The organism is Streptomyces hoynatensis (assembly GCF_003626535.1).
GTDB lineage: Bacteria > Actinomycetota > Actinomycetes > Streptomycetales > Streptomycetaceae > Streptomyces > Streptomyces hoynatensis.
On record NZ_RBAL01000006.1, the window covers coordinates 72,958 to 96,885 of the forward strand.

The 23,928-nt window shown below is 75.6% G+C and carries 23 protein-coding genes; 14 read left to right on the forward strand and 9 right to left on the reverse strand.

Features of this window, described 5'->3' with window-relative positions; all coding sequences use genetic code 11:
- Positions 1-130 precede the first annotated feature (130 nt).
- Positions 131-1,195, forward strand: coding sequence for an anthranilate phosphoribosyltransferase (trpD, locus tag D7294_RS12485; protein WP_120678844.1), 1,065 nt, complete (start codon positions 131-133; stop codon positions 1,193-1,195).
- Positions 1,196-1,295: 100 nt separating this feature from the next.
- On the opposite strand, the gene D7294_RS12490 is transcribed toward trpD, so the two are convergent.
- Positions 1,296-1,577, reverse strand: coding sequence for an Lrp/AsnC family transcriptional regulator (locus D7294_RS12490; protein WP_120678846.1), 282 nt, complete (start codon positions 1,575-1,577; stop codon positions 1,296-1,298).
- 296 nt (positions 1,578-1,873) lie between these two features.
- On the opposite strand from D7294_RS12490, the gene D7294_RS12495 reads away from it, so the two are divergent.
- The 9 genes from D7294_RS12495 to D7294_RS12535 all read left to right on the forward strand — a co-directional run bounded on the left by D7294_RS12495 (position 1,874) and on the right by D7294_RS12535 (position 11,673).
- Positions 1,874-3,253, forward strand: a complete 1,380-nt coding sequence (locus D7294_RS12495; RefSeq protein WP_120678848.1) for an NYN domain-containing protein — start codon at positions 1,874-1,876, stop codon at positions 3,251-3,253.
- 541 nt (positions 3,254-3,794) lie between these two features.
- Positions 3,795-4,841 carry a C40 family peptidase gene (locus D7294_RS12500; protein ID WP_120678850.1) on the forward strand — a complete coding sequence of 349 codons (1,047 nt, stop codon included), beginning with the start codon at positions 3,795-3,797 and terminating at the stop codon, positions 4,839-4,841.
- Positions 4,842-5,040: 199 nt separating this feature from the next.
- A complete protein-coding gene (locus tag D7294_RS12505; RefSeq protein ID WP_241562310.1) occupies positions 5,041-6,087 on the forward strand; it encodes a C40 family peptidase in 1,047 nt (348 codons plus the stop codon).
- Between the two features lie 85 nt (positions 6,088-6,172).
- Complete coding sequence (locus D7294_RS12510; RefSeq protein WP_120678852.1) at positions 6,173-7,330, forward strand: glycosyltransferase family 4 protein; 1,158 nt, start codon at positions 6,173-6,175, stop codon at positions 7,328-7,330.
- A gap of 133 nt (positions 7,331-7,463) precedes the next feature.
- The gene (locus D7294_RS12515; protein ID WP_120678854.1) at positions 7,464-7,913 is read left to right on the forward strand and encodes an SRPBCC family protein; all 450 of its coding nucleotides are present in this window, start codon (positions 7,464-7,466) and stop codon (positions 7,911-7,913) included.
- Positions 7,910-9,118: an ArsA family ATPase gene (locus D7294_RS12520; protein WP_120678856.1), complete on the forward strand. Its 1,209-nt coding sequence runs from the start codon at positions 7,910-7,912 to the stop codon at positions 9,116-9,118. The genes D7294_RS12515 and D7294_RS12520 overlap by 4 nt, the downstream gene beginning before the upstream one ends.
- Positions 9,119-9,228: 110 nt before the next feature.
- Entirely contained in the window at positions 9,229-9,861 is a 633-nt protein-coding gene (locus D7294_RS12525; RefSeq protein WP_120678858.1) for a DUF5304 family protein, read from the forward strand.
- A 76-nt stretch (positions 9,862-9,937) separates the two neighbouring features.
- Positions 9,938-10,879, forward strand: coding sequence for an ROK family glucokinase (locus D7294_RS12530; RefSeq protein ID WP_120678860.1), 942 nt, complete (start codon positions 9,938-9,940; stop codon positions 10,877-10,879).
- A gap of 20 nt (positions 10,880-10,899) precedes the next feature.
- Positions 10,900-11,673, forward strand: a complete 774-nt coding sequence (locus tag D7294_RS12535) for an endonuclease/exonuclease/phosphatase family protein (protein ID WP_241562311.1) — start codon at positions 10,900-10,902, stop codon at positions 11,671-11,673.
- Between the two features lie 63 nt (positions 11,674-11,736).
- Here the strand turns inward: D7294_RS12535 and D7294_RS12540 are convergent, their stop codons facing one another.
- Positions 11,737-12,231 (reverse strand): hypothetical protein, encoded by a 495-nt coding sequence (locus D7294_RS12540; protein WP_120678864.1) that lies wholly within the window; start codon positions 12,229-12,231, stop codon positions 11,737-11,739.
- Positions 12,218-12,988, reverse strand: a complete 771-nt coding sequence (locus D7294_RS12545; protein ID WP_120679311.1) for an alpha/beta hydrolase — start codon at positions 12,986-12,988, stop codon at positions 12,218-12,220. The genes D7294_RS12540 and D7294_RS12545 overlap by 14 nt, the downstream gene beginning before the upstream one ends.
- Positions 12,989-13,079: 91 nt before the next feature.
- On the opposite strand from D7294_RS12545, the gene D7294_RS12550 reads away from it, so the two are divergent.
- Positions 13,080-13,862 (forward strand): lysophospholipid acyltransferase family protein, encoded by a 783-nt coding sequence (locus tag D7294_RS12550; RefSeq protein WP_120678866.1) that lies wholly within the window; start codon positions 13,080-13,082, stop codon positions 13,860-13,862.
- Positions 13,863-14,102: 240 nt separating this feature from the next.
- Here the strand turns inward: D7294_RS12550 and D7294_RS12555 are convergent, their stop codons facing one another.
- Positions 14,103-16,121 (reverse strand): anthranilate synthase family protein, encoded by a 2,019-nt coding sequence (locus tag D7294_RS12555; protein WP_120678868.1) that lies wholly within the window; start codon positions 16,119-16,121, stop codon positions 14,103-14,105.
- 100 nt (positions 16,122-16,221) lie between these two features.
- Positions 16,222-16,278: a trp operon leader peptide gene (locus tag D7294_RS33940; protein ID WP_120679313.1), complete on the reverse strand. Its 57-nt coding sequence runs from the start codon at positions 16,276-16,278 to the stop codon at positions 16,222-16,224.
- Positions 16,279-16,390: 112 nt separating this feature from the next.
- Between D7294_RS33940 and D7294_RS12565 the strand changes: the two genes are divergently transcribed.
- The gene (locus D7294_RS12565; protein WP_241562312.1) at positions 16,391-17,749 is read left to right on the forward strand and encodes a class II 3-deoxy-7-phosphoheptulonate synthase; all 1,359 of its coding nucleotides are present in this window, start codon (positions 16,391-16,393) and stop codon (positions 17,747-17,749) included.
- Between the two features lie 87 nt (positions 17,750-17,836).
- Positions 17,837-18,124 (forward strand): (2Fe-2S)-binding protein, encoded by a 288-nt coding sequence (locus D7294_RS12570; protein WP_120678872.1) that lies wholly within the window; start codon positions 17,837-17,839, stop codon positions 18,122-18,124.
- A gap of 10 nt (positions 18,125-18,134) precedes the next feature.
- Here the strand turns inward: D7294_RS12570 and bfr are convergent, their stop codons facing one another.
- Positions 18,135-18,677 carry a bacterioferritin gene (gene bfr, locus D7294_RS12575; RefSeq protein ID WP_120678874.1) on the reverse strand — a complete coding sequence of 181 codons (543 nt, stop codon included), beginning with the start codon at positions 18,675-18,677 and terminating at the stop codon, positions 18,135-18,137.
- Positions 18,678-18,907: 230 nt separating this feature from the next.
- On the opposite strand from bfr, the gene D7294_RS12580 reads away from it, so the two are divergent.
- Positions 18,908-19,546 carry a sulfite oxidase-like oxidoreductase gene (locus tag D7294_RS12580; RefSeq protein WP_120678876.1) on the forward strand — a complete coding sequence of 213 codons (639 nt, stop codon included), beginning with the start codon at positions 18,908-18,910 and terminating at the stop codon, positions 19,544-19,546.
- A 190-nt stretch (positions 19,547-19,736) separates the two neighbouring features.
- Here the strand turns inward: D7294_RS12580 and D7294_RS12585 are convergent, their stop codons facing one another.
- The 3 genes from D7294_RS12585 to D7294_RS12595 all read right to left on the reverse strand — a co-directional run bounded on the left by D7294_RS12585 (position 19,737) and on the right by D7294_RS12595 (position 23,888).
- Positions 19,737-20,657: a transglycosylase SLT domain-containing protein gene (locus tag D7294_RS12585; protein WP_120678878.1), complete on the reverse strand. Its 921-nt coding sequence runs from the start codon at positions 20,655-20,657 to the stop codon at positions 19,737-19,739.
- Positions 20,658-20,985: 328 nt separating this feature from the next.
- The gene (gene pknB / locus D7294_RS12590; protein WP_120678880.1) at positions 20,986-23,040 is read right to left on the reverse strand and encodes a Stk1 family PASTA domain-containing Ser/Thr kinase; all 2,055 of its coding nucleotides are present in this window, start codon (positions 23,038-23,040) and stop codon (positions 20,986-20,988) included.
- A 158-nt stretch (positions 23,041-23,198) separates the two neighbouring features.
- Positions 23,199-23,888, reverse strand: coding sequence for a hypothetical protein (locus tag D7294_RS12595; protein ID WP_120678882.1), 690 nt, complete (start codon positions 23,886-23,888; stop codon positions 23,199-23,201).
- Positions 23,889-23,928 lie beyond the last annotated feature (40 nt).

Genomic DNA, 23,928 nt, shown 5'->3' on the forward strand with positions numbered 1-23,928 from the left:
GGCGGGTTCCGGCGGGTTCCGGGGTTTCCGGCGGGCGCGGTGCGCTTCCGGGAAACCCGCCCGGTCACCGCACTAGTAGGCTCGGGCCGACCATCGGCGTAAGCGCCGACCGACGCCAGGAGTGATGCCCATGAGCGCTGTGACCCCCGCCGGAGGCGACCGACTGGCGGCGCACTCCTGGCCCGACGTGCTCGGCGATCTGCTCGCCGGCCGCGACCTGACCGAGGAGCAGGCCGCCTGGGCGATGGACCGGATCATGAGCGGCGAGGCCACGGACGTGCAGATCGCCGGCTTCGCGGTGGCGTTGCGGGCCAAGGGCGAGACGGTCCGCGAGGTCAGCGGCCTGGTCCGCGCGATGTACGCCCACGCGCACCTGATCGAGGTCCCGGGCGAGGCCGTCGACATCGTCGGCACCGGCGGCGACCGGGCGAGGACGGTCAACATCTCGACGATGGCCGCGATCGTCGTGGCCGGCACCGGCGCGAAGGTCGTCAAGCACGGCAACCGCGCCGCGTCCAGCGCCAGCGGGGCAACGGACGTGCTGGAGCACCTCGGGGTCAACCTCGACCTCTCCCCGCAGCGGGTCGCCGAGGTCGCCGAGGAGGCCGGGATCAGCTACTGCGCGGCCCCCCGCTTCCACCCGGCGCTGCGCCACGCCGGCGTGGCCCGCGGCGAGCTCGGCGTGCCCACGACGTTCAACTTCCTCGGCCCGCTGACCAATCCGGCCCGGGTGCGGGCCCAGGCCACCGGCGTGGCCGACGCCAGGATGGCCCCGATCCTCGCCGGGGTGCTCGCCGAACGGGGCAGTTCCGCGCTGGTGTTCCGCGGCGACGACGGCCTGGACGAGCTGACCGTCACGGCCACCTCGACGGTGTGGGTGGTGCGGGGCGGCGAGGTGCGGCAGGAGTCCTTCGACCCGCGCAAGATCGGCTTCGAGCTGGCCCCGGTGGAGTCCCTGCGGGGCGGGGACCCGGCCCACAACGCCGAGGTCGCCAGGCGGGTGCTCGCGGGCGAGGGCGGGCCGGTGCGCGAGGCGGTGCTGCTGAACGCGGCCGCCGCGCTGGCCGCGCTTGAGCCGCGGGAGGTGCCGCTGGCCGACCAGATCGCCTCCGGGGTGGCGCGGGCCGCCGAGTCCATCGACAGCGGGGCGGCCAGGACCGCCCTCGACCGGTGGGTGGCGGCCAGCCGGCTGTAGCGGCGGGGGCGCGGGGCGGCGGTTTTGGCGCGGGGCGGCGGCCTCGCGCCCCCGCCCCGCGGCCGGGAGCCGGGGGCGGGCTCGGACTTCGGGGAGCGGCTCAGGATTCCAGGCCGATGGAGAAGGCCGCCTCCAGGTCGTGGCGCGAGTAGGTGCGGTACGCGATGTGGGTCTCGGTCGACTCGACGCCCGGCACCTTGCTGAGCCGGCCGGGGATGACCTCGGCCAGGTCGTCGTGGTGCGGCACCCGGACGATGGCGATGAGGTCGTGGGGGCCCGTCACCGAGTAGACCTCGCTGACCCCGTCCAGGGCCGCGATCTCCTCCGCGACCTCGGGGACGCGGTCCACGCTGGTCTTGATGAGCACGATCGATGTGATCACGCTGGGGACCCCTCTTCGCCAACTCGCTGCCGTTGTGCCGCCGCGCCCGCCCGCGGACGGTCCGCCGCCCGCCCGCTCCACGCGGGAGCCGGGCGGCGTCGCGGGCCGGGTGCCGGAGGGCGCGCCGTGCCGGGGCGGCCCCGGTGTGGGCCGCGTTCCGGCGCGGTACGCAGACCTCACCTTAGCCCGCGAGGCCCCCGCGACATCAGGCGCGACGACGCGCGGCGGAAGACGGGGCGGCTACCAGGCCGTAGGGTGACAGTGGATGACCGACAGGCAGACGGACGGTGTGAACGGTGGAGGAACACGCGGGCGGCGAGGAGGCGACGGGGCGGCCCGGGGCAGGGGAGGAGTCCCCGGAGCCGGCCGAGACCCTGGACCGCCCGCTGCCCGAACGGGTCCGCCACCGGGTCATCGCGCTCGCGGGGGAGGCGTTCGACGGGCTGACCTTCGCGGAGTTGCCCCTCTCGCTGCGGCAGTACGCCAGGTTCACCGCCTCGCGCCGGGTGCGGTTCGGGGGCAGCGCCATGGCCGCGGCCCTGGAGAGCGACGCGCTGTTCCGCCAGCGGGTGGGCGAGCGGCTGCGCGAGGTGCAGCCCGAGCTGGGGCAGGCGGTGCTGAACGGCAGCCCGCCGCCGGCCGCCGACCCGGTGGAGGTGGCCGCGGCGGCCTTCCTGCTGCGCCCGCCCGGCTGGCCGAAACTGGTCGCCGCGGCCGGCGAGGAGGCGCAGCGCGCCCAGGAGGAGCGCGCGGGTCTTGAGCGGGAGCGGGAGCTCGGCCGGCTGCGCGAGGAGCTGGCGCAGGTGCGGTCCGCCGCCCGGGCGGACGTGGAGCGGCTGCGCGCCGAACTGGAGGCGGCCCGCAAGGAGTCGGACGCCGTGCACCGCAAGCTGCGCAGCGCCCAGAGCGACGTGCGGCGCGGGGAGGCGGCGCTGCGCAAGGCGCGGGCGGAGCTGGAGGAGGCACGGGCCGAGGCCGCCGCGGCCAGGGCGGCGGCGGAGGGCGAGGCGCGGCGGCTGCGCACGCGGCTCGCGGAGGCCGAGGCGGCCCTGGAGGCGGGCCGGAAGGCGGTGCGCGAGGAGCGCGGGATCGAGGAGATGCGGCTGCGGCTGCTGCTGGACACGGTGCTCGACGCGGCCCAGGGCCTGCGCCGCGAACTGGCCCTGCCGCCCGCGGAGTTCAGGCCGGCGCAGACCGTGGACGCGGTGGCGCCCGGGGAGCTGAGCCCGCGGGACGTGGCCCAGCGCGCGTTCGCGGCCGACGATCCCGCGCTGCTCGACCAGCTGCTCGCGCTGCCGCAGGCGCACCTGGTCGTGGACGGGTACAACGTGACCAAGACCGGCTATCCGACGATGCCCCTGGAGAAGCAGCGGCTGCGGCTCCTCGGCGGGCTCGCGGTGCTCGCGGCCCAGACGGGCGCCGAGATGACGTGTGTCTTCGACGGGGCGGAGCTGTCCGCGCCGGTGCCGGTGCCTCAGCCGCGTGGCGTGCGGGTGCTGTTCAGCAGGCCGGGGAAGACGGCAGACGAGCTGATCCGCGAGCTGGTGCGGGCCGAGCCGCCCGGCCGCCCGCTCGTCGTGGTCTCCTCTGACCGCGAGGTGGCCGAGGGGGTGGCGAGGTCGGGGGCCAGGCCCGTCGCCTCGGCGCTGCTGCTGCGGCGGCTGCGGCGTACCTGAACGCGGGGCCGCCACCCGGCGATTGGCCTGACCCGGGAGCGGGGGACAGGGGGCCCGGGGGATCGGGCGGGAACGTGCCGGAAGTGTGCAGAGAACCCGCCGGTTTCCCCCGCGTGCCCGCACACGCGACCGAGTCGCCCCGGGGTCCCCTCGGCTTCCCCCCGGCTTCTCCCGCGTTCCCGCCGATTCGCTCGGTTCTGCTCGTTTTCGATCCGGCCCGATCCGTTTCTCGCGGTTTCCCCGCGGTTCTCTCTGGTTCTCTCTGGTTCATTCGGAATCACTCGGGTTCGCTTGGTATCCGTCGAACTGTGTCGCACTCTCTGTGTGCCGGCGACCGCGCGCGGTGTGAGGTAAGTAAAAAATGCCCGCGAGGATTTGAACCGGGGAACGGCCACTGGCTAGGGTCTGGCGTCGAACCTTCGCGCGGTAGCTCACCCCACCCGGGGTGGCCGTGAGGGACCGCCTACACCGCGGCAGTGCCGCGGGCCGGGGACGAGCCCACACACCCGGTTGGCGGCTGAGGAAGAAGGAGCTCGCCCCAGTGGCGTCCCACCGTCGTCCCAAACAGCCGAGCCGGGCCCGTGTCACCCTCTTCGGCGCCGCAGCTACCGCCGCAGCCACCGTCGGCATCACGGCCGCCTCCGCCTCCACCGCCTCCGCGGACCCCACCCCCACCAAGGACGAGGTCCAGGAGCGGGTTGACGAGCTGTACGAGGAGGCCGAGGAGGTCACCGAGCAGTACAACGGCACCCGCGAGCAGGAGGAGCAGCTCCAGGAGCAGGTGGACGAGATCCAGGACTCCACCGCGCGGGCCCAGGAAGAGCTGAACGAACTGCGCGCCACGCTCGGCTCCTTCGCCTCCGCCCAGTACCGCAACGGCGGGCTCGACCCGTCCGTGCAGCTCTTCCTCGCGAGCGACCCCGACGCCTACCTGGACCAGGCCTCCACGCTGGACCAGGTCAGCGGGCGGCAGGCCGAGACGCTGCGGCTGATCGAGGACAGGCAGCGCACCCTCGACCAGCAGCGCGAGGAGGCCACCGAGATGCTGGCCGAGCTGGAGGACCTGCGCGCGGACCTGTCCGAGCAGAAGGACACCGTCCAGGGCAAGCTGGCCGAGGCCCAGGCCCTCCTCAACCAGCTGACCGAGGAGGAGCAGGCCGCGCTCGCCGCCGAGCAGGCCCAGCAGGCCTCGGAGTCGGCCCGCGCCAGCCGCGGCTCCGGCCACGACGCCACCGGCTCCAGCCGGGGCATCGACGCCCTCAACTACGCGATAGGCAAGCTCGGCTCCCCCTACGTGTGGGGCGCCACCGGGCCCAGCTCCTTCGACTGCTCCGGGCTCACCTCCTGGGCGTACGCCCAGGCCGGGGTCTCGCTGCCCCGCACCTCCCAGGCCCAGGCCTCCGCGGGCACCCAGGTCGGCCGTGACCAACTCGCCCCCGGCGACCTGGTGTTCTACTACAGCGGCCTCACCCACGTCGGGATCTACGCCGGCAACGGGCAGATCATCCACGCCCCCAGGACCGGCTCCGTGGTCAGCTACGCGCCCCTGGACGAGATGCCCTTCCAGTTCGGCGTGCACATCGGCTGAACCGGCGCGCGCCCTGGGCCCGATGGGCTCGTCCGTCCAGGTGATTCGCCCCGGCGGCCGGCCCGCGCCTCCCTCGGCGTGACCTGCGCTTGCGCACCCGGGCGCCGGGGCGCCGGGTGTCGGCCTACGCCAACGGCCGCTTCCCCGAGGCTACATTCTGCTCCGCTTTGGTAACCCACCGAAGGGAGCGCGGCCTCAAGTGGTCTCCCACCCACGACACCGTTCCATCCGCCACCTCCTGGCGGCCCGTGTCACCGTGCTGTCGGCCGCGGCCACCGCGGCGGCCGCGATGACCGCAGTCCCCGTGCTGGCCGAGCCGGGCCAGCCGCCCGCCGACAGCGCGGAGGCGGGCCGCAGGGTGGACCGGCTGCTCGCCGACGCGGAGCGGGCCGTCGAGGCGTACAACGCCACGGCCGAGCGGGTCGAGCGGCTCACGGCGGAACTCGACCGGCAGCGCGACCTGGTGGCCCACGGGCAGCAGCGGGTCAACGAGATGCGGCGGGGCCTCGGGGCGGCCGCCGCCGCCCACTACCGGGCGGGCGGGCTCGACCCGGTGCTCACCCTCATGCTCTCCGGCGACCCCGACACCTACCTGGCCAGGGTCGCCGCCTACGACCGGGCGACCAGCAGGCGCACCGGCGAACTGCACGACCTGCTGGCCGCCCAGCGGGCCCTGGAGCAGCGCCGCGAGGAGGCCGCGGGGAAGCTGGAGCGCCTCACCGGGCAACAGGCCAGGCTGCAGCGGCAGAAACGCACCGCCCAGCGCAAACTCGCCGCCGCGCGCCGGGAGTACGAACGGCTCTCGGAACGGGAGCGCGCCGAACGGGAGCGCGCCTCGCGCTCCGCCCCGCGGCACGGCGCGGCACGCGCGCAACCGGCCGCCGAGGCGCCCCCGGCCTCGGGCCGCGCCGCCCTGGCGGTGGCCGCCGCCCGCGGCGTGGTGGGACGCCCCTACGCCTGGGGACAGGCGGGACCTGACGCGTTCGACTGCTCGGGCCTGGTCCAGTGGGCCTGGGCCCAGGCCGGGGTCTCCCTCCCGCGCACCTCGCAGGCCCAGGCCGGGGCCGGGCGCCGGGTCCCCCTCGGCCAGGCCCGCCCGGGCGACATCGTCGTCTACCGGGCGGACGCCAGCCACGTCGGGATCTACGCGGGCAACGGGCAGGTCGTCCACTCCCCGCACCCCGGGGCCACGGTGCGCTACGACCCGGTCGGCATGATGCCCGTCTCCGCGGTCGTCCGGCCCTGAGGGGAACCCGCGCGGCACCGGTGCCGGCCGGGTCGCCCGCCGCCGGTTGCCCCGGCCGCCGCCCGGGTCGGTATCGTCTCGTCCGATGCGCAAGACCCTGATCGTCACCAACGACTTCCCGCCGCGCCCCGGCGGCATCCAGGCCTTCCTGCACAGCATGGCCCTGCGCCTGCCGCCGGACCGGGTCGTGGTCTACGCCTCCACCTGGCGGCGGGACGAGGAAGCCCGCCGCGCCACCGCGGAGTTCGACGCCGCCCAGCCCTACCCGGTGATCCGCGACCGCACCACCATGCTGCTGCCCAGCCGCCGCGTCACCGCCAGGGCCGCCGGGCTGCTGCGCGAACACGGCTGCTCCGCCGTCTGGTTCGGGGCCGCGGCCCCGCTCGGCCTGATGGCGCCTGCGCTGCGCGCCGCGGGCGCCGAGCGCCTGGTGGCCACCACCCACGGGCACGAGGCGGCCTGGGCCCAGCTGCCGGGGGCGCGGGGGCTGCTGCGGCGCGTGGGGCGGGCCACCGACACCGTCACCTACCTCGGCGAGTACACCAGGACCCGGATCGCCGCCGCGCTCGGCCCGGACGCCGCGGCCCGCATGGTCCACCTGCCGCCCGGGGTCGACGAGAAGACCTTCCACCCGGACTCCGGCGGCGCCGCCGTCAGGCAGGCCCTGGGCCTGGCCGACCGGCCGGTCGTCGTCTGCGTCTCCAGGCTGGTGCCGCGCAAGGGCCAGGACACGCTGATCCGGGCCATGCCCCGCATCCTGGCGGCGGAGCCGGACGCCGTGCTGCTGATCGTGGGCGGCGGCCCCTACCGCGCCGACCTCGGCCGGCTGGCGGAGCGGGAGGGCGTGGCGGCCTCGGTGCGGTTCACCGGCGCCGTGCCCTGGGAGGAACTGCCCGCCCACTACGGGGCCGGCGACGTCTTCGCGATGCCGTGCCGCACCAGGCGCGGGGGGCTGGACGTCGAGGGCCTCGGCATCGTCTACCTGGAGGCATCCGCCACCGGCCTCCCGGTCGTCGCCGGGGACTCGGGGGGCGCGCCCGACGCCGTCCTGGAGGGCGAGACCGGCTGGGTGGTGCGCGGCGGCTCCGAGGGCGCCCCGGCCGAGACCGCCGAGCGGGTCGTCGCCCTGCTGCGGGACCCGGAACTGCGCCGCAGGATGGGGCGGCGCGGCCGGGAGTGGGTGGAGGAGCGCTGGCGCTGGGACCTGCTGGTGGAGCGCCTGCGGGACCAGCTGTCCGCCTGAGCGCCCCCGGCCGCCGGGACCGGCGCCCGCCGGGGACGCGGGCGGGAGGGGCCGCCGCGCGCGATAGCCTTCCCGGTAAGGCGGCGCGCAAGCGGTCGAGGACAGCCGGGAGAAGAGCGAGGAGCCACGGGCGATGGCCGAACACACCAGGTCGAGCATCACCATCGAAGCCACGCCGACCGAGGTCATGGCGGTCATCGCCGACTTCGCGCGCTACCCGGAGTGGACCGGGGAGGTCAAGGAGTCCGAGGTGCTCGCCTCCGACGCGCAGGGCCGCGCCGAGCAGGTCAGGCTGCTGCTCGACGCCGGGGCCATCAAGGACGAGCACACCCTGGCCTACCAGTGGCAGGGGGAGGACGAGGTGCGCTGGTCGCTGGTGAAGTCGAAGATGCTGCGCTCCCTCGACGGCTCCTACCGCCTCGTGCCGGCCGAGGGCGGCAAGCACACCGAGGTCACCTACCAGTTGACGGTCGACGTCAAGATCCCGATGCTCGGCAGCATCAAGCGCAAGGCCGAGAAGGTCATCATCGACCGGGCCCTCACCGGGCTGAAGAAGCGCGTGGAGAACCTGAGCCGGCCGTGACCGAGGGCCGCATCCTGTTCGTCACGGGACCCGGCGGCGACGGCACGAGCACCGTCGCCGCGGCCACCGCGCTGGCCGCCGCCCGCGGCGGGGACGCCGTGGCCACGCTGCTGCTCAGCACCGAGTCCCCCACCCGCCTCGCCGCCCTGCTCGGCGCCGCCCCGCCGGCCTGGCCCGGGCCGCCGGCCGACGTGGTGCCCGGGCTCCAGGCCGCGCGGATCGACTCGGGGCGGGCGTTCCGCGGCGGGATGCTGGCCGCGCAGCGCTGGGCGGGTCCCGCCCTGGACGCGCTGGGCGCGACCGCCCTCGACGACGACGAGCTGACCGAACTGCCGGGCGCCGCCGAACTGGCCGTGCTGCGGGCCCTGCGGGAGGCCGGCCAGGCCGGGCACTGGGACCTGATCGTCGCCGACCTGCCCCCGGCCACCGAGGCGATCCGGCTGCTCGCGCTGCCCGAACAGCTGCGGCGCTACCTGCGCCGGCTCCTGCCGCGGGAACGGCAGACGGCCCGCGCGCTGCGGCCGATGCTCGCCCAGCTGATCGGCGTGCCGCTGCCCGCCCAGAGCCTCTTCGAGGCGGCGGACCGCTGGGACGGCGCGCTCGGCGTGCTCCAGGAGCTGGTGCAGGGGCCAGGGGCCGCGGTCAGGCTGGTGGCGGAGCCGACCGCGCGCGCGGCCGCGATGCTGCGCGCCTCCCTGGCCGGCCTCGCCCTGCACGGCCTCGCCGTGGAGGGCCTGGTCGCCAACCGGCTGCTCCCGGCCGAGGGGGCGGGCCCGTGGGCGGCGGGCCTCGCCGAGCGGCAGCGGGCCGTCCTGGGGGACCTCGCCGCCGCGCGGGAAGAGCTGCCGCCGCTCGCCGAACTGCCCCACCTGGGCCGGGACGTGGACGCGGCCGGGGTGCCGCGGCTGGCCGCCCTGCTGCCGCCGCCTGCCCCGCCCCGCCGGGCCGCGCCCGAGCTGGAGGACCGGCTGCGGGCCGAGGGGCTGCTGCTGTGGCACCTGCCGCTGCCCGGCGCCGTCAGGGAGGAGCTCGGCCTGGTCAGGCGCGGCGACGAACTCCTCGTCACCACGGGCCCGTTCCGCCGGGCCCTGGCCCTGCCCGCGGCCCTGCGCCGCTGCGATGTGACCGGGGCGCGGCTGGACGAGGGCGGCAGGCTCACCGTCCGGTTCACGCCGGACGAGGCACGCTGGCCGGCGCGCTCCTGACCCGGGCCCCCGCGGCACCCGCGCTGCCGCCTCCCCCGTCCCGGCCCCGCGGCCGGATCGCGCGGCGTTCCGGTACCGTCGGTGGGGACGGTCACGTGGAGGAGGCCGCGATGAGCGACAGCAGTTCCCAGGACCAGGCGGACCGCGAGGAGCGGGGGCAGGGCGGCGCCCCGTCCGGCGCGGGCGGGCCCGACCCCGACGCCTGGGCGACGGCCACCGAGGAGGACCTGCGGGCCGAACGCGCCCGCCGCCGCGAGCGCTACGGGCCGCAGCCGGGCGACGCGGCGGAGGAGCTGCGCAGACTCGCCGACACCATCGCGGAACGGCTCGCCGGCCTCGGCCTCGGCCTGGCCACCGGCCCGTTCGCCGCCCAGGCGCGCGCCGCCCTCGAACCGGTGATCGAGCGGAATGCCGAGACCCTGCGGCACCTGGCCAACGCCGGGCAGGAACTGCTCGCCGCCTACCGCTCGGCCGTCCTCTCCCACGAGGAGCGCTGGACCAGGGGCGAGCCGGGCGGCGCCGAGCGGACCACGGGCCCCTCGGCCGCCGCCGCGCGGGAGGCCGGCGCCGGGGAGCCGGGGCCGGACGCCGGCCGGCCGGGGCCTGGCGGCGGCGCCGCAGCCGGGCCGGAAACGGAGCCGAAGGAGCCCGGTGGGGAGGCCGCCGGGGCAGAACCGGGTGAACGGCGTGAACAGGGGGATAGCGGAGGCCCGGGAGGTTCCCAGCGCATCGACCTCGACTGATGCGGGGCAGTGCCCTCTTCCGGCCTCCGGTACCGTGTTGCGGAGGCGGGGATTCACTACATCACTTGAGGGACACATGGCACTGACCATCGGCGTCGACATCGGCGGAACGAAGATCGCGGCCGGCGTGGTCGACGAGGACGGCACGATCCTCGACACCAGCCAGGTGGCGACGCCGCCGACCCCCGAGGGCGTTGTGGAGGCCATCGCCGGCGCGATCAAGGCCGTCGGCGGCGGCACCTCCGTCGAGGCCGTGGGCATCGGCGCGGCCGGGTACGTGGACGACAAGCGGGCCACCGTCCTCTTCGCGCCGAACATCTACTGGCGCCGCGAGGCGCTCAAGGACAAGATCGAGCAGCGGGTCGGCCTCTCCGTGGTCGTGGAGAACGACGCCAACGCCGCGGCCTGGGGCGAGTACCGGTTCGGCGCCGGGGCCGGGCACGACGACGTGGTCTGCGTGACGCTGGGCACCGGCATCGGCGGCGGCATCATCATCGGCGGCAGGCTGCACCGCGGCAGGTTCGGCGTGGCGGGCGAGTTCGGCCACGTCAGGGTGGTGCCCGACGGCCTGCTCTGCGGCTGCGGCAGCCAGGGCTGCTGGGAGCAGTACGCCTCGGGGCGGGCCCTGGTGCGGTACGCCAGGCAGCGGGCCACGGCCACGCCCGAGGCCGCCACCCTCCTGCTCGGCATGGGCGACGGCACCCCCGAGGGCATCGAGGGCAGGCACATCAGCGCGGCGGCACGGCAGGGCGACCCGGTGGCCAGGGACTCCTTCCGGGAGCTGGCCCGCTGGGCGGGCGCGGGCCTGGCGGACCTCGCCTCGCTCTTCGACCCCTCGGCGTTCATCGTCGGCGGCGGCGTCTCCGACGAGGGCGACCTGGTCCTCGACCCGATCCGCAAGTCCTTCAGGCGCTGGCTGGTGGGCGGCAGGTACCGGCCGCACGCCCAGGTCCTGGCGGCCCAGCTCGGCGGCCGGGCCGGGCTGGTGGGCGCGGCCGACCTCGCCCGCCAGGGCTGAAACCCGCGGGGGCGCGGCCGGTGAGCGTGGAGCTGCGCCTCCTCGCCTACAACGTCCGCTCGCTGCGCGACGACCGGGCGGCGCTGGCCGGGGTGATCCGGGCCTGCGCCCCCGACGTCCTCTGCGTGCAGGAGGCCCCCCGCTTCCCCGGCTGGCGCCTGCGCGCCGCCCGGCTCGCCCGGGCCACGGGCCTGGCGTACGTCACCGGGGGCGCGCCGGCCTGCGGCACGATGATCCTGGCCGCCCCGCGGGCCACGGTCGAACGGGCGCAGGACGTGAGGCTGCCGGTCACCCCAGGGCTGCACCGGCGCGGCCTGGCCGGTGCGGTGCTGCGCTTCCCCGGAGCCGCGGGCGGGGCCGGGCTCGCGGTGCTCAGCTGTCACCTCGGGCTGCGGGCCGGGGAACGCCTGCGGCACGCCCCGCTCCTGCGGGAGCGGCTGGCCGCGCTGGCCCGGGAGCCGGACGGGCGGGCGCTGCCCGGGATCGTCGCCGGGGACCTCAACGAGCCGCTGCCCGGGCCCGTCCTCCGGCTGCTGACCGGCGCGGCCGCCCGGGAGCCCGCCGCCGGGGGGCCGGACGGCCCGTTGCGCGACGCCTGGGCCGCCGCCCCCGAGGGCGGCGCGTTCACCTTCCCGGCCGCGGCGCCCGCCCGCCGCATCGACGCCGTCCTGTGCACGCCGGGGATCGAGGTGCTCGGCTGCGGGGTGCCCGAGGGGCTGCCCGGGCTGCGCGCCGCGGACCTGCCCCGCGCCAGCGACCACCTGCCGGTGCTCGCCAGGCTCCGGGTCGGCTGAGCGCCCGCCCCGGCCGCCGCCCCCCGGAAGGGGCCGCCCCGGGACCCCGCGCCGGGACCGGCTTCAGACCACGGCCCCGCTGCCCGGATCGGTCCAGTCGTCGTCCCTGCCGTCCCGCAGCCTGGTGACGAGCGTGGCGAAGCCGCCGAGGAAGCCACCCACGCCCAGGGTGACGATCCACCAGGTCATCTCCCGTTGCAGCAGCACCGCGACGATCAGCAGCAACGGCCCGCCGAGCACCGCGACCCAGGCCAGCTTGGTGGACAGGTCGGTCTCCGGCAGCGGCGGCGGCTCGGGCGGGATGAAGTGGTCCTCCTCCTCGTCCTCCGCGGGCTCCCAGTCACGCGGCCCGGAGTCGAAGGGGAGCGCCGGCTCGGGAGTGGAGACCACGGGCGCCACGCGGTCGACGGTGTCGGTCAGGTCGAGTTCCTCCGCCTTCGGCCAGACCCCGGGCGGGTCCGCCGGCTCCTCGCCGTATCCGGCCACGATCTCGGCCCATGCGGCTTCCTCGTCGATCGGATCGCGGCCGTCGCCGCGCTCCTGGTCACGTTCCGTCACGAGCAGTCTTCCTTGTCGCGAGCCGGGTCATGAAGGCGTCCGTCTCCTGAAAGATACGCTGCGCGTCGTTGTCCAGGGTGGCCACGTGAAAGCTTGCCTCCAGCACGAGCTCCCGCACCTCGGCCGAGCCGACGACGGCGCGCACCAGCGCCGAGTCCCGCGGTGGCACCACGTGATCCACCCGGCTGTGCATCAGCAGCAACGGCTGGGTGACGCGCGGCAGTTCCTCGCGGACCAGGGCGAGCAGGGCCCGCAGCGAGTGGGCCGCGCGCAGCGGCACGCGCGGATAGCCGACCTCTTCGCGCCCCGGCATGGCGATGTCGGAGACCAGGCCCCGGGTGCTGGGCACCAGGTGGCGCAGCACCGAAAGGGCGTACCCCTGGAGCCTGGGGAAGGTGAGCGCGGGGTTGACCAGGGCCAGGCCGACCACCGCCTCGCCGTGTCTCGCGGCGAGCCGCAGGGCCAGGGCCCCGCCCATGGACAGGCCGCAGACGAAGACCCGCTCGCAGCGCCGCCGCAGCGCGCGCAGCTCGCGGTCCACCTCCGCGTACCAGTCCTGCCAGCCGGTGTGCTGCATGTCCTGCCAGCGGGTGCCGTGTCCTGGCAGCAGCGGCAGCCGCACGGTGTGCCCCGCCGCGGCGAGGTGTTCCGCCCAGGGGCGGAGGGACTGCGGGCTGCCGGTGAAACCGTGGCAGAGCAGCACGCCGGTCGCCGAACCGTCGTGCGTGAAGGGGTCGGCCCCGGGAAGTAGCTGCACGTGCACAACCCTACGCGCGGCGTTCTGCGGGGCGCCACGGGTGCGAATCGCCAGTAGGGTCGGACGACGGGGACTCACAGGAGGTCACGGGGTGCTGTACGGCGCGCTGAAGGTGTCACTCGGGGCGGGGCTCAAGCTGGTGTTCCGGCCCTGGGTGGAAGGGCTCGAACACGTGCCGGCCGAGGGGCCGGCGATTCTGGCGAGCAATCACCTCTCCTTCTCCGACTCGTTCTTCCTGCCCGCGGTGCTGGACCGCAAGGTGACGTTCATCGCCAAGGCCGAGTACTTCACCTCGCCCGGGATCAAGGGACGGCTGACCGCCGCCTTCTTCCGCGGGGTCGGTCAGCTGCCGGTGGACAGGTCGGGCGCGAAGGGGGCGGGGGAGGCCGCGATACAGAGCGGGATCGAGGTGATCAGACGGGGCGAGCTCTTCGGGATATACCCCGAGGGCACCCGCTCGCCCGACGGCCGTCTCTACCGCGGCAAGCCGGGCGGCCTGGCCAGGGTGGCGCTGGCCACCGGGGCGCCGGTGCTGCCGGTGGCCATGATCGACACGGAGAAGATCCAGCCGCCGGGCAAGGTGGTGCCCAGGCTGATGCGGCCCGGCATCAGGATCGGGGCGCCGCTGGACTTCAGGCGGTACATGGGCCTGGAGAGCGACCGGTACATCCTGCGCTCGGTGACGGACGAGGTGATGTACGCGATCATGCGGCTCTCCGGTCAGGAGTACGTCGACGTCTACGCCACCGTCGCCAAGCGGCAGCTGGCGGAACAGGCGGCGGGCGGGCCGGCGGGCGGGCCTGGCGGGGGTGCACCGGGCGAGCCCGAAGGCGGCGCGGGCGGCGCGGCGGGCGAGGCGCGGACCGGGGGCTGAGAACCGGGGCGGGCCCGGGGCGGGAGCAGGACCGAGGGCCGGGGGCGGGGCGCGGCGGCGCGCCCCACAGCGTTCGGGAGCGTCCGAGGCGCCCGGGGGCGCGAGGCCCCGGGGCGAGCGACGCCGACTCCGGCCCGCGCCCCACCGGGCGCGGGCCGGGCGGCTTCCCCGGCTTTCCCGCTTCCCCCCGGCGCTCACCGCCGCGTCCGCCGCGTCCGCCGGGTCCCGGCCCTCAGCCGGTCACTCCGGGCGGCCGCCCCCCGGCGCGGGCGCGGCGGCCCCTGCCGCCCCGGCGGCCGTCCGGCGCAGGTGGCCGAGCAGCCCGCCGAGCAGCCGCGGGGCGTCGAGGGTCAGGACGGACTCGGGGTGGAACTGCACCCCGGCGAACCCGGGCCCGCGCAGGGCGTGCACCTCGCCGGTGGCCGCGTCCAGGCTGAGTTCGACGCCCCGCGCGGCCAGGGCGCGCCGCGCGGCGGCGTCGCAACGCGCCGCGTAGGAGCTGTAGAAGCCCACGGTCTCCGTCCCGCCGAAGAAGTCGATCCGTTCCTGGGCCCCCTGCCGCGGCTGCTCCCTGCGGACCACGGGCAGGTCGAGCTCCGCGGCGAGGAGCTCGTGCCCGAGGCAGACGCCGAGCACCCCGTGCGGGTGCCCGCCGAGCAGCGCGGCGGCCAGGGAGCGCAGCGCGCGCATCCTCGGGTCGGCCGCGTCGTTCGGGTCGCCCGGCCCGGGGCCGAGCACCACGGGCCCGGCGTGCGCCAGGGCGCGTTCCGCGGTGCCCGGGGCGTCGTAGCGCGCCACCGTCACGCCGGAGCCGGTGGCCCGCAGCACGTGGGCGAGCATCGCCGTGAACGTGTCCTCGCCGTCGACCACGAGGATGCCGGGGCCCGCCTCGCCAGCCGGGCCCGTCGCCCCCTCCCGGGCGGTGCGCATCCGCAGCCAGAACGGCGCCAGCAGGGCCCGGCGCCCGGCCAGCGCGGCGGCGACCCGCGGGTCGCCGGCGAGCCGGGGGCGGGGACCCGCGCCTCCCGCGGGGCCGTTCCGCACGCCGAGGGCCGTCAGCACGGCCGCCGCCTTGGCGTGCGTCTCGGCCGTCTCGCCCGCCGGGTCGGAGCCGCGGACCAGGGTGGCGCCCACGGGCACCCGCAGGCGCCCGTCCGCCGTCCTGATGTCGGCGGTCCTGATCAGGATCGGCGAGTCCAGGGTCTGCGCCCCGCCGGCGTCCCGGCCGAGCAGGGCCAGCGCGCCGCCGTAGTAGCCCCGGCCGCCGTGCTCGCGGCGGGCGATCACCCGGCAGGCGTTCTCCACGGGGCTGCCGGTGACCGTCGCGGCGAACATCGTCTCGCGCAGCACCTCCCGCACGTCGAGCGAGCTGCGCCCGCGCAACTCGTACTCGATGTGCGCCAGATGGGCCATCTCGCGCAGCCGCGGCCCGACCACGACGCCGCCCTGGTCGCCGACGGCGCACATCATCTTGAGCTCCTCGTCGACGACCATCGACAGCTCCTCGGCCTCCTTCCGGTCGGCGAGGAAGGAGAGCAGCCCGGCCACGCTCGGGCCCCCGGGCGGGTAGCGGTAGGTGCCGCTGATGGGGTTCATCACGACGGTGCCGCCGCTCATCCGCACGTGGACCTCGGGGCTCGCGCCGACCAGCACGCGCCGCCCGGTGTGCACCACGAACGTCCAGTACGCCCCGCGCTCGGCGAGCAGCAGGCGCCGGAACAGGGCCAGGGCCTCGGCCCGGCCGAAGCCCGGGATGTGCCCGGTGAAGGTGCGCTTGATCACGAAGTTGGCGCCCTGACCGGCGCCGATCTCCCGCTCGACCACCTCGGCGACGATCCGCCGGTAGCCCTCGTCGTCCACGTCGAACCCGCCGCCGTGCACGGTGATCTCCCGCTCGGGCAGCGCCGCGGCGACCTCGCCGAGCGGCAGCTCCCACGTCTCGTCCGGCACGAGCACCGACAGGGGCGTGGCGTCGTCGGTGACCTCGAAGCCCCGCTCCCGCAGCTGCCGGAAGGGCACCAGCGCCAGGGCGCGTTCCGGCACCGGGAGGTCGGCCAGGCGCGCCACCTCGGTCACCGGGCCGGTCAGCAGCTCCACCACCCCCTGGTCGTGGCCCGGGGTGCGGCGGCGCAGCAGGGCGAAGGGCGTGGTGCCGGTCAGCAGCTCCCGCAGCAGGCGGCGGGTGGGCGCGCCGGGCCCGGGCGAGCCGGGCTTGGGGGAGTGGCCGGGCGGGTCGTGCCGTTCTTCCTCGCGGTCCATCGGCGGGGTCCCTTCCTGGGAGTCGGAGGGGACGGCCGCCCGCACACGCGCCGAAGGCCGCCCCTCGGGCGGCCTTCGCGAAATCCTGGGGAACGCGCAGTCAGTGGGCCGCCGGGAAAGCGGTCCACCACCAGGAGCTGAGGTGCTGCGCGAACATGGCCCGGACTGTACCCCAGCCCGCACCCGGCCGGCCACCCCGCGTCGGCAGGGCGTCTCACCCACCGGCCGGGGACTGCTGCCGCCGGACGGCACCCCGTAATCTGGAGCGCGTGACCGAGAACGCCCAGCAAGCCGACAGCATCAGCAACGGCAGCGCCGTCTGGGAGAGCCTGCCCGCGGCGCAGCAGCCCGACTACCCGGACCCGGAGGCGCTGCGCGCCGTGACCGAGGACCTCAAGGGCTATCCGCCGCTGGTCTTCGCCGGCGAGTGCGACCAGCTGCGGGAGCGGATGGCCGCGGTGGCCAGGGGCGAGGCGTTCGTGCTCCAGGGCGGCGACTGCGCCGAGGCGTTCGACCAGGTCGGCGCGGACCAGATCAGGGCCAAGCTGAAGACGCTGCTCCAGATGAGCGCGGTGCTGACCTACGCCGCCGCGGTGCCCGTGGTGAAGATCGGCCGGATCGCGGGGCAGTACTCCAAGCCCCGCTCGAAGCCCACCGAGACGCGCAACGGCGTGACGCTGCCCAGCTACCGGGGGGACTCGGTCAACGGCGCGGAGTTCACCGCCGAGGCCAGGGTGCCCGACCCGGAGCGGCTGCGGCGCATGTACCACGCCTCCGCCGCCACGCTGAACCTGGTGCGCGGCTTCACCACCGGCGGCTACGCCGACCTGCACCAGGTCCACGCCTGGAACCAGGACTTCGTGCGCAGCTCCGCCTCCGGGCAGCGCTACGAGGCGCTCGCCCGCGAGATCGACAACGCGCTGCGCTTCATGAAGGCCTGCGGCGCCGATCCGGCCGAGTTCCACGCCGTGGAGTTCTACGCCTCGCACGAGGCGCTGCTGCTCGCCTACGAGAGCGCCCTGACCAGGACCGACTCGCGCAGCGGAAAGCTGTACGACGTCTCGGGGCACATGGTGTGGATCGGGGAGCGCACGCGGCAGCTCGACGGCGCGCACGTCGCCTTTGCCGCCGGCATCCAGAACCCGCTCGGGGTCAAGCTCGGCCCGGCCACCACCCCGGAGGAGGCCCTGGCGCTGATCGAGCGCCTGGACCCGGAACGGCAGCCGGGGCGGCTGACGTTCATCACGCGGATGGGAGCGGACAAGATCCGCGACCGGCTGCCCACGCTGGTGGAGAAGGTCACGGCCTCGGGCGCCCAGGTGGCCTGGGTCTGCGACCCGATGCACGGGAACACCTTCGAGGCCGCCTCGGGGCACAAGACCCGGCGCTTCGACGACGTGCTCGACGAGGTGAAGGGCTTCTTCGAGGTCCACAAGCAGCTGGGCACGCACCCGGGCGGCATCCACGTGGAGCTGACCGGGGACGACGTCACCGAGTGCGTCGGCGGCGGCGACGAGATCTTCGTGGACGACCTGCACCAGCGCTACGAGACGGCCTGCGACCCGCGGCTCAACCGCAGCCAGTCCCTGGACCTGGCCTTCCTGGTGGCGGAGATGTACCGGGCGTGACCCCGGCGCGTGCGTACCCGGTGTGACCCCGACGCGGGAGGCGGGGTAAGGTAAGCCTTACCTTAGTCTGACCGCGGAGGGGTCCACGTGTACGTCTGCTCGTGCTTCGGCATCACGGAGCAGGAGGTGCGCGCGCACGCCGCGGCCGGGGCCTGCACCCCGCGGCAGATCGCGCGGCGGTGCAGCGCGGGCACCGACTGCGGCTCGTGCGTGCGCCGCATCCAGGGCCTGCTCGGCCGCGGCGCGCTGCCGCGCCGCGCGTCCGCGCTGCCCGCGGGCGCCCCCGCCGCCGCGCCCGCCGGGGTTTCCGGCGCCGTGTCCGCGCCGCCCGCTCCCTCGGCCGTCGCCGCGCCGCCCGCCGCCGTGGAGGCGTGAGGCCCGGCGCTCAGTGCCGGCCCTCGCCGTGCTCGCCGCCCTCGTGGTGGCCGCCGTCGGGGCCGTGGTGCCCTTCCGTGGCCGGCTGCCGGATCTGCTGGGCGAGATAGAGCGGCTCGCCCAGCTTCTCGACCAGGTCCAGCTGGGTCTCCAGGTAGTCGATGTGGTGCTCCTCGTCCCTGAGGATCGCCTCGAAGAGCCTGGCCGAGGTGATGTCGTGCTTCGCGCGCATCACCTCGATGCCGCGCCGCAGGCGGTCGATGGCCTCGACCTCCACCTGCCGGTCGGCCTGGAACATCTCGGTCACCGTCTGGCCCACCCGAACGTGGAACAGCCGCTGGTAGTTGGGCAGCCCCTCCAGGAAGAGGAGCCGGTCGGTGAGGATCTCCGCGTGCCGCATCTCGTCGAAGGACTCGGCGCGCGTGTACGCCGCCAGCCGGGACCAGCCGAAGTTCTCCTGCATCTTGGCGTGCAGGAAGTACTGGTTGATGGCGGTCAGCTCGGCGGTCAGCTGCTCGTTCAGCAACTCGATGACCTCGGGGTCGCCCTGCATGGCGCTGCGTTCCTTCCCTGGTGCGGCGGACTCGTCCGCGCATGGTGGCAGGGCGTGCGGCGATTCGTCCAGTAAGTGCACACTTACCCCGAAGGAGGGGAAGAGGGGGGAGAGGGGAGGCGTCGTCCGCTTTCCCGGGAAGTGTTCCCGAAGGTGCGGATGATCCGCCCGCGGGGTGTCGCCCGGTGGCCTGGCGCGAAGCAGTCCCCCGGGTCTGTCACCATGGAGACATGGGTCAGCCGGAAAGCCGCGCAGGGGAAGTGCCCGAGCGGGTGGGCGACCGGCTCCCTCCGGGACAGCGGCTGCAACGCGGCTGGCCGGTGACGCACTACGGCCCGGTCCCGAAGTTCCGTCCCGAACGCTGGGAGTTCCGGGTCTTCGGCGCGACCGCCGACGGGGACAAGCGCTGCTGGAGCCACGAGGAGTTCTCCGCGCTCCCCTACGAGACGGTGGTCGCCGACCTGCACTGCGTCACCAAGTTCAGCATGCTGGACGCCGAGTGGGGCGGGGTGCGGGCCGCGACGCTCCTCTCCCTGGCGCCGCCCGCCCCCGAGGCCACCCACGTCATGGTCTGGGCCGAGTACGGCTACAGCGCCAATCTGCGGCTCGCCGACTTCGCGGACCCGCAGACCCTCTTCGCCACCCACCGCGACGGCGAGCTGCTGACCGCGGAGCACGGCTTCCCGCTGCGCCTGGTCGTTCCCCGGCTGTACGCCTGGAAGGGCCCCAAGTGGGTGCGCGGGGTGGAGTACATGGAGGCCGACCGCCGCGGCTTCTGGGAGGAGCGCGGCTACCACAACATCGGCGACCCCTGGCGCGAGCAGCGCTACTCCTACCAGGAGGAGCCGGACGAGGGCCCGGCGCTGTAGCCGGCCCGCCGGCCGGCGAGCGGGGCCGCCGGCCGGCAACGGGCCGCGGTCCGACGCGGGCCCCGGCCGCGCCTCCTGACGACGCGTCGGTGGCCGCGTCCCCGGCTGGGGGGACGCGGCCACCGCTGCTTCTTTGCCACCGCGACGGGCTTTTCCGGCCCGGTGCGCGGCGCGCCTCAGGCGGCGCCGATCAGTACGGGCCGTTCACGTTGTCGATCGAACCGTACCGGTGCCAGGCGTAGTTGGCCGCCGCGGTGATGTTCGCCACCGGGTCGTAGATGTCCCAGGAGGTGCCCTCGACGTGATAGGTGTCGAAGGTCGGCTGGATCACCTGGAGCAGGCCCTTGGACGGGGTGCCGTTGATCGCGTTGATGTCCCAGTTGTTGATGGCCCAAGGATTGCCGCTGGATTCACGGATGATGTTCCGGTAAAGGCCGTTGTAGCTGCCGGGAATTCCGTGATCCGCCATGACGGCGAGCGATTCCCTGATCCAGCCGTCGAGGTTGTCCGGGTACTCGGGCTCCGCGGCCTCGGCGGGGGCGGACTCGGTCTGGGCGGCCGGCGCGGGGGCGGCCTCCTCCGCGGCGGGCTCCGAGGAGGGCTGTGCCTGGGGCTCCGCGGCGGGCTCGGGGGCGGAGCCGGCCGGCGCGGACTCGGGCGCGGCCTCCTCGGCGGGCGCCGACTCGGGCGCGGCGGCCTGCGCCTGCTCCTCCTCGGCCTCCTCGGGCTGCGCGTCCGCGGTGCCCTCGGTCTCGTCGGTGTCCTCGGTGCCCTCGGTGTCCTGCGTGTCCTCGTCCTGCCGGCCGGACTCGGCGCCGTGGTGCCGGCAGTGGTGGCGGTGCTCGCGCGCCCCGGCCTCCACGGTGCCCTCGTCGGCCTCCTCGGCTCCGGTCGTGGCGTTCTCGGTCAGGCGCTGGGCGGTGACGTCGGCGGCCTTGACGTCCCAGCTGACGGCCCGCGCGTTGGCGGCGCGCACCGCGGGCTCGGCCGCGCCCGCAGAGGCGGGGGCGGCGGTGAGGGCGAGCGCGGCGATTCCGGTCGCCGTCAGCACGGCCGTTGCGGTCTTCCGCAATCGGATCTGGCGCTGGGTGTGGGCAGGGGAGGCAGGCATGACGGGGGTCCTCTTCCTCGCGTGGATTGCGAGGGACCTTGTTAACAGCCCCTAAAAAGACCGCGCAATGAGGCCGGGTACTACGGCGGATAGTGCGCCGGGGGTAATTGCCGGGGGAATGCGCGGGGAATTCCTTTTGTTTCCCGGGAGATGTCCACCGCCGCGGAACACTACCTTTTTTCGTATGTGACCGCGCTCCTATGACGCGCATCACAGGGCTCCGGACTTCGCGAGAGCAAACAAGCGAAGGATGGGCGGGAGTTCCGATTCGGGCGTTTGTGGCCCCGGTGGGCGTTTTCGCCCTCCCGCGGGGCGGCCCGCCCGCGGCTCAGCGCACCCAGATGGTGATCGTGGAGCCGCGCGGGGCCCGGTCGCCGGGGTCCACGGACTGGTTGAAGACCGTGCCGGTGAAGAACAGCCGCCGCACGGTGACCTCGAACCCGGCCTCCTCCAGCGCGTCCCTGGCCTCGTCCTCGTCCATGCCCTCGACATCGGGCACCACGACCTGCTCCGGCCCCCTGGAGAGGGTGAGGGTGATCCGGTCGCCCTCGGCCGCCGAACCCCCGGCCCCCGGGGACTGCGCGGCGACGTGGCCCGCGTCCTCCTCGGAGTACACCCGCTCCTCGTTCACCTTCGGCTCGAAGCCCGCCTCGCGCAGCCGGTCGACGGCCTCCTGGCGCGAGAGCCCGACGACGTCCGGGACCCGGACCTCGCGGCCCTTGCTCACCACCAGGTTCACCTCGGAGTCCGGGCGGCGCTCGGCCCCGGCCTCCGGGTCGGTGCGGAGCACCGAGCCGCGTGGCACCTCGCCGGAGAACTCCCAGTCCACCTCGCCCGCGCTCAGCCCGGCCTCGGCCAGCTGCTCCTCGGCCTCCTCCAGGGGAATCCCCCGCAGGTTGGGCACCTCGGCCACGCGTGGGCCCTGCGAGACGGTGATGGTGACGGTGGCGTTCCTGCGCACCCGGGCGCCGCGCTCCGGGTCGGTGGAGATGACGTGGCCCGGGTCGACCGTGTCCGAGAACTCCTCCGCCACCCGCACCTTCAGCCCGGCGTCTCGCAGCTCCTGCTCGGCCTCCTCCTGGGCGAGGCCGTAGACCCCGGGAGTGCGAAGGAACTGGCCCGAGTTGATGTACCAGATGCCCACCCCGACCCCGAGGGCGAGCAGGGCGCCGAGCACCAGGCTCAGCACCCCGCGCCGCGGCAGCCGCCGTCCCCGGCCCGCGCCGGGCGCGTGGCCCGGCGGCTCGTCGGGCGGCGGCAGCGGCGGCAGCTCGATCCTGGCGGTGCGGCTCACGCCCTCCGTGACCCCGGGGACCCCCGGGGCCCCGGGACCACCTGTGATGCCCCTTGGCGCCTCCTCGCGCGCCGGCGCGCCGGCGTACGCCCTGCCGAACGGCGGTTCCTCGGCCACCGCTCGCGCCGGGCGCACGCCGGGCGGCAGCGGCACGATCCTCGTGCTGTCCTCCGCGCCCGCCGGCGCCCCGGCGCCGGCCCCGGCCTGGCGGGCGGCGGGCGGCACGGCGTCCAGCTGCGCCGGGGAGAGCCCGGCCCGCGCGCCCCGCAGCAGCGAGAGCATCGCGGCGGCGTCCGCGGGCCTGGTCCCGGGCTCCCGGGCGGCCGACCGCGTCACCAGGGCGTCGAGCGCCGCGGGCAGCCCGGGCACGGCCAGCGAGGGCGGGGGCACGTCCTCGTTGACGTGGGCGAAGAGCACCTGGGCCGCCGAGTCCCCGGCGCGCGGCTTGGCGCCGGTCAGCATCTCGTACAGCAGCAGGCCGCAGGCGTAGATGTCGGTGCGGGCGTCGACCTCCCGGCCCTCGATCTGCTCGGGGGCCAGGTAGGACACGGTGCCGAGCAGGGAGCCCGTGGTGGCCGAGGTCTGGCCGTCGGCCCCCCGCACCAGCCCGAAGTCGGCCACCTTCACCCGGCCGTCGTCGCCTATCAGCACGTTCTCCGGCTTGATGTCGCGGTGCACCAGGCCCGCCCGGTGCGCGGCGGCGAGGCCGGCGAGCAGCGGCTCCGCGATGTCGAGCGCGGCGCGCGGCTGGAGCGCCCCGCGGTCCCGCAGCAGGTCGCGCAGCGTGCAGCCCGCCACGTACTCCATGGCGAGGTACACGTAGGGACCGTCGGTGCCCTGGTCGAGCACGCCCACGATGTTCGGGTGGTCGAGACGCGCCACGGACTTGGCCTCGCGGATGAACCTGGCGACGAACGCGGCGTCCTGGGCCAGCGAGGTGTGCATCACCTTCAGCGCGAGCACGCGGTCGAGCCGGGTGTCGAGCCCCCGGTAGACCGTCGCCATGCCGCCGACCGCGATCAGCTCCTCCACGCGGTAACGCCCGTCGAGGAGTTGGCCGATCAGCGGGTCCTGAAGGGTGCCGTCCACAGGGCCAGAGTCTACGAGCCGGGGCGCACGCCTCGGCCGCTCACTACCAGGTCGCGGCAAGACTGCATCAGAACAGTGACGCAAGCCCGGCGCGCCCCGGCGCGCCCGGCTTCACCCGCCCGCGCGCCCCGGCCCGGCGCGCGCCTGGGCCCCCGGCCTCAGCGCGCGGGGTGGGCGCCGCCGGGGGCCGGGGCGGCCATCGCGCGCTCGTGAACCTGGGAGCTGCCGGGCGCCGCGGTCTTGGAGTGGCCGTCGTCCTCGTCGTCCGCGTGCATCACGGCGATCGGGAAGACGACGGACAGCACGACGATCCAGGCCGAGGCGATCGCGACGGCGGCGATCGCCAGGCCCCTGCCCCGCTCGGTCCTCGGGTCGATCCGCACCAGCGAGAGCAGGCCGAGGGCCAGCCCCGCCGGGAAGAGGAAGAAGGAGAGGATCAGACCGGCCACCGCCATGCCGTTCACCGGCGGCGCCGGCTGCGGCCAGGCCGCGGGGAAGCCCTGGCCGTAGGTCTGCCGGGGCGCGCCGGCCGGCCAGCCGCCCTGGGCGGGCTGCGGCGCGGGCTGCGGCCAGGGCGCCGCGGGGAGCGCGGCGGCGGGCGCGGCAGCCGGGGAAGCGCCGGGGGAGGAGCCAGGGGAAGGGAGGGCCCCCGGGGCCTTGTGCAGGTCGACGCCCTGCGGCGGGGCGGCCGGCGAGGCCCCCGCGGACCCGGGGCCGGGGAGCGAGCCCAGAAGAGTGGAGGGCGGCGGCGGGGTGCGCGGCGCCTCGGCCCGCTCCTCCTCGGCCCCTTCCTCCTCTTCGGGCGACGGCCACTCCTCGAGACCGTCGGGCGGCTGCGGTGTCGACATGTGACCCCCAAGGCTGCTGCGGGGTGGGGCTGGTGGCCCC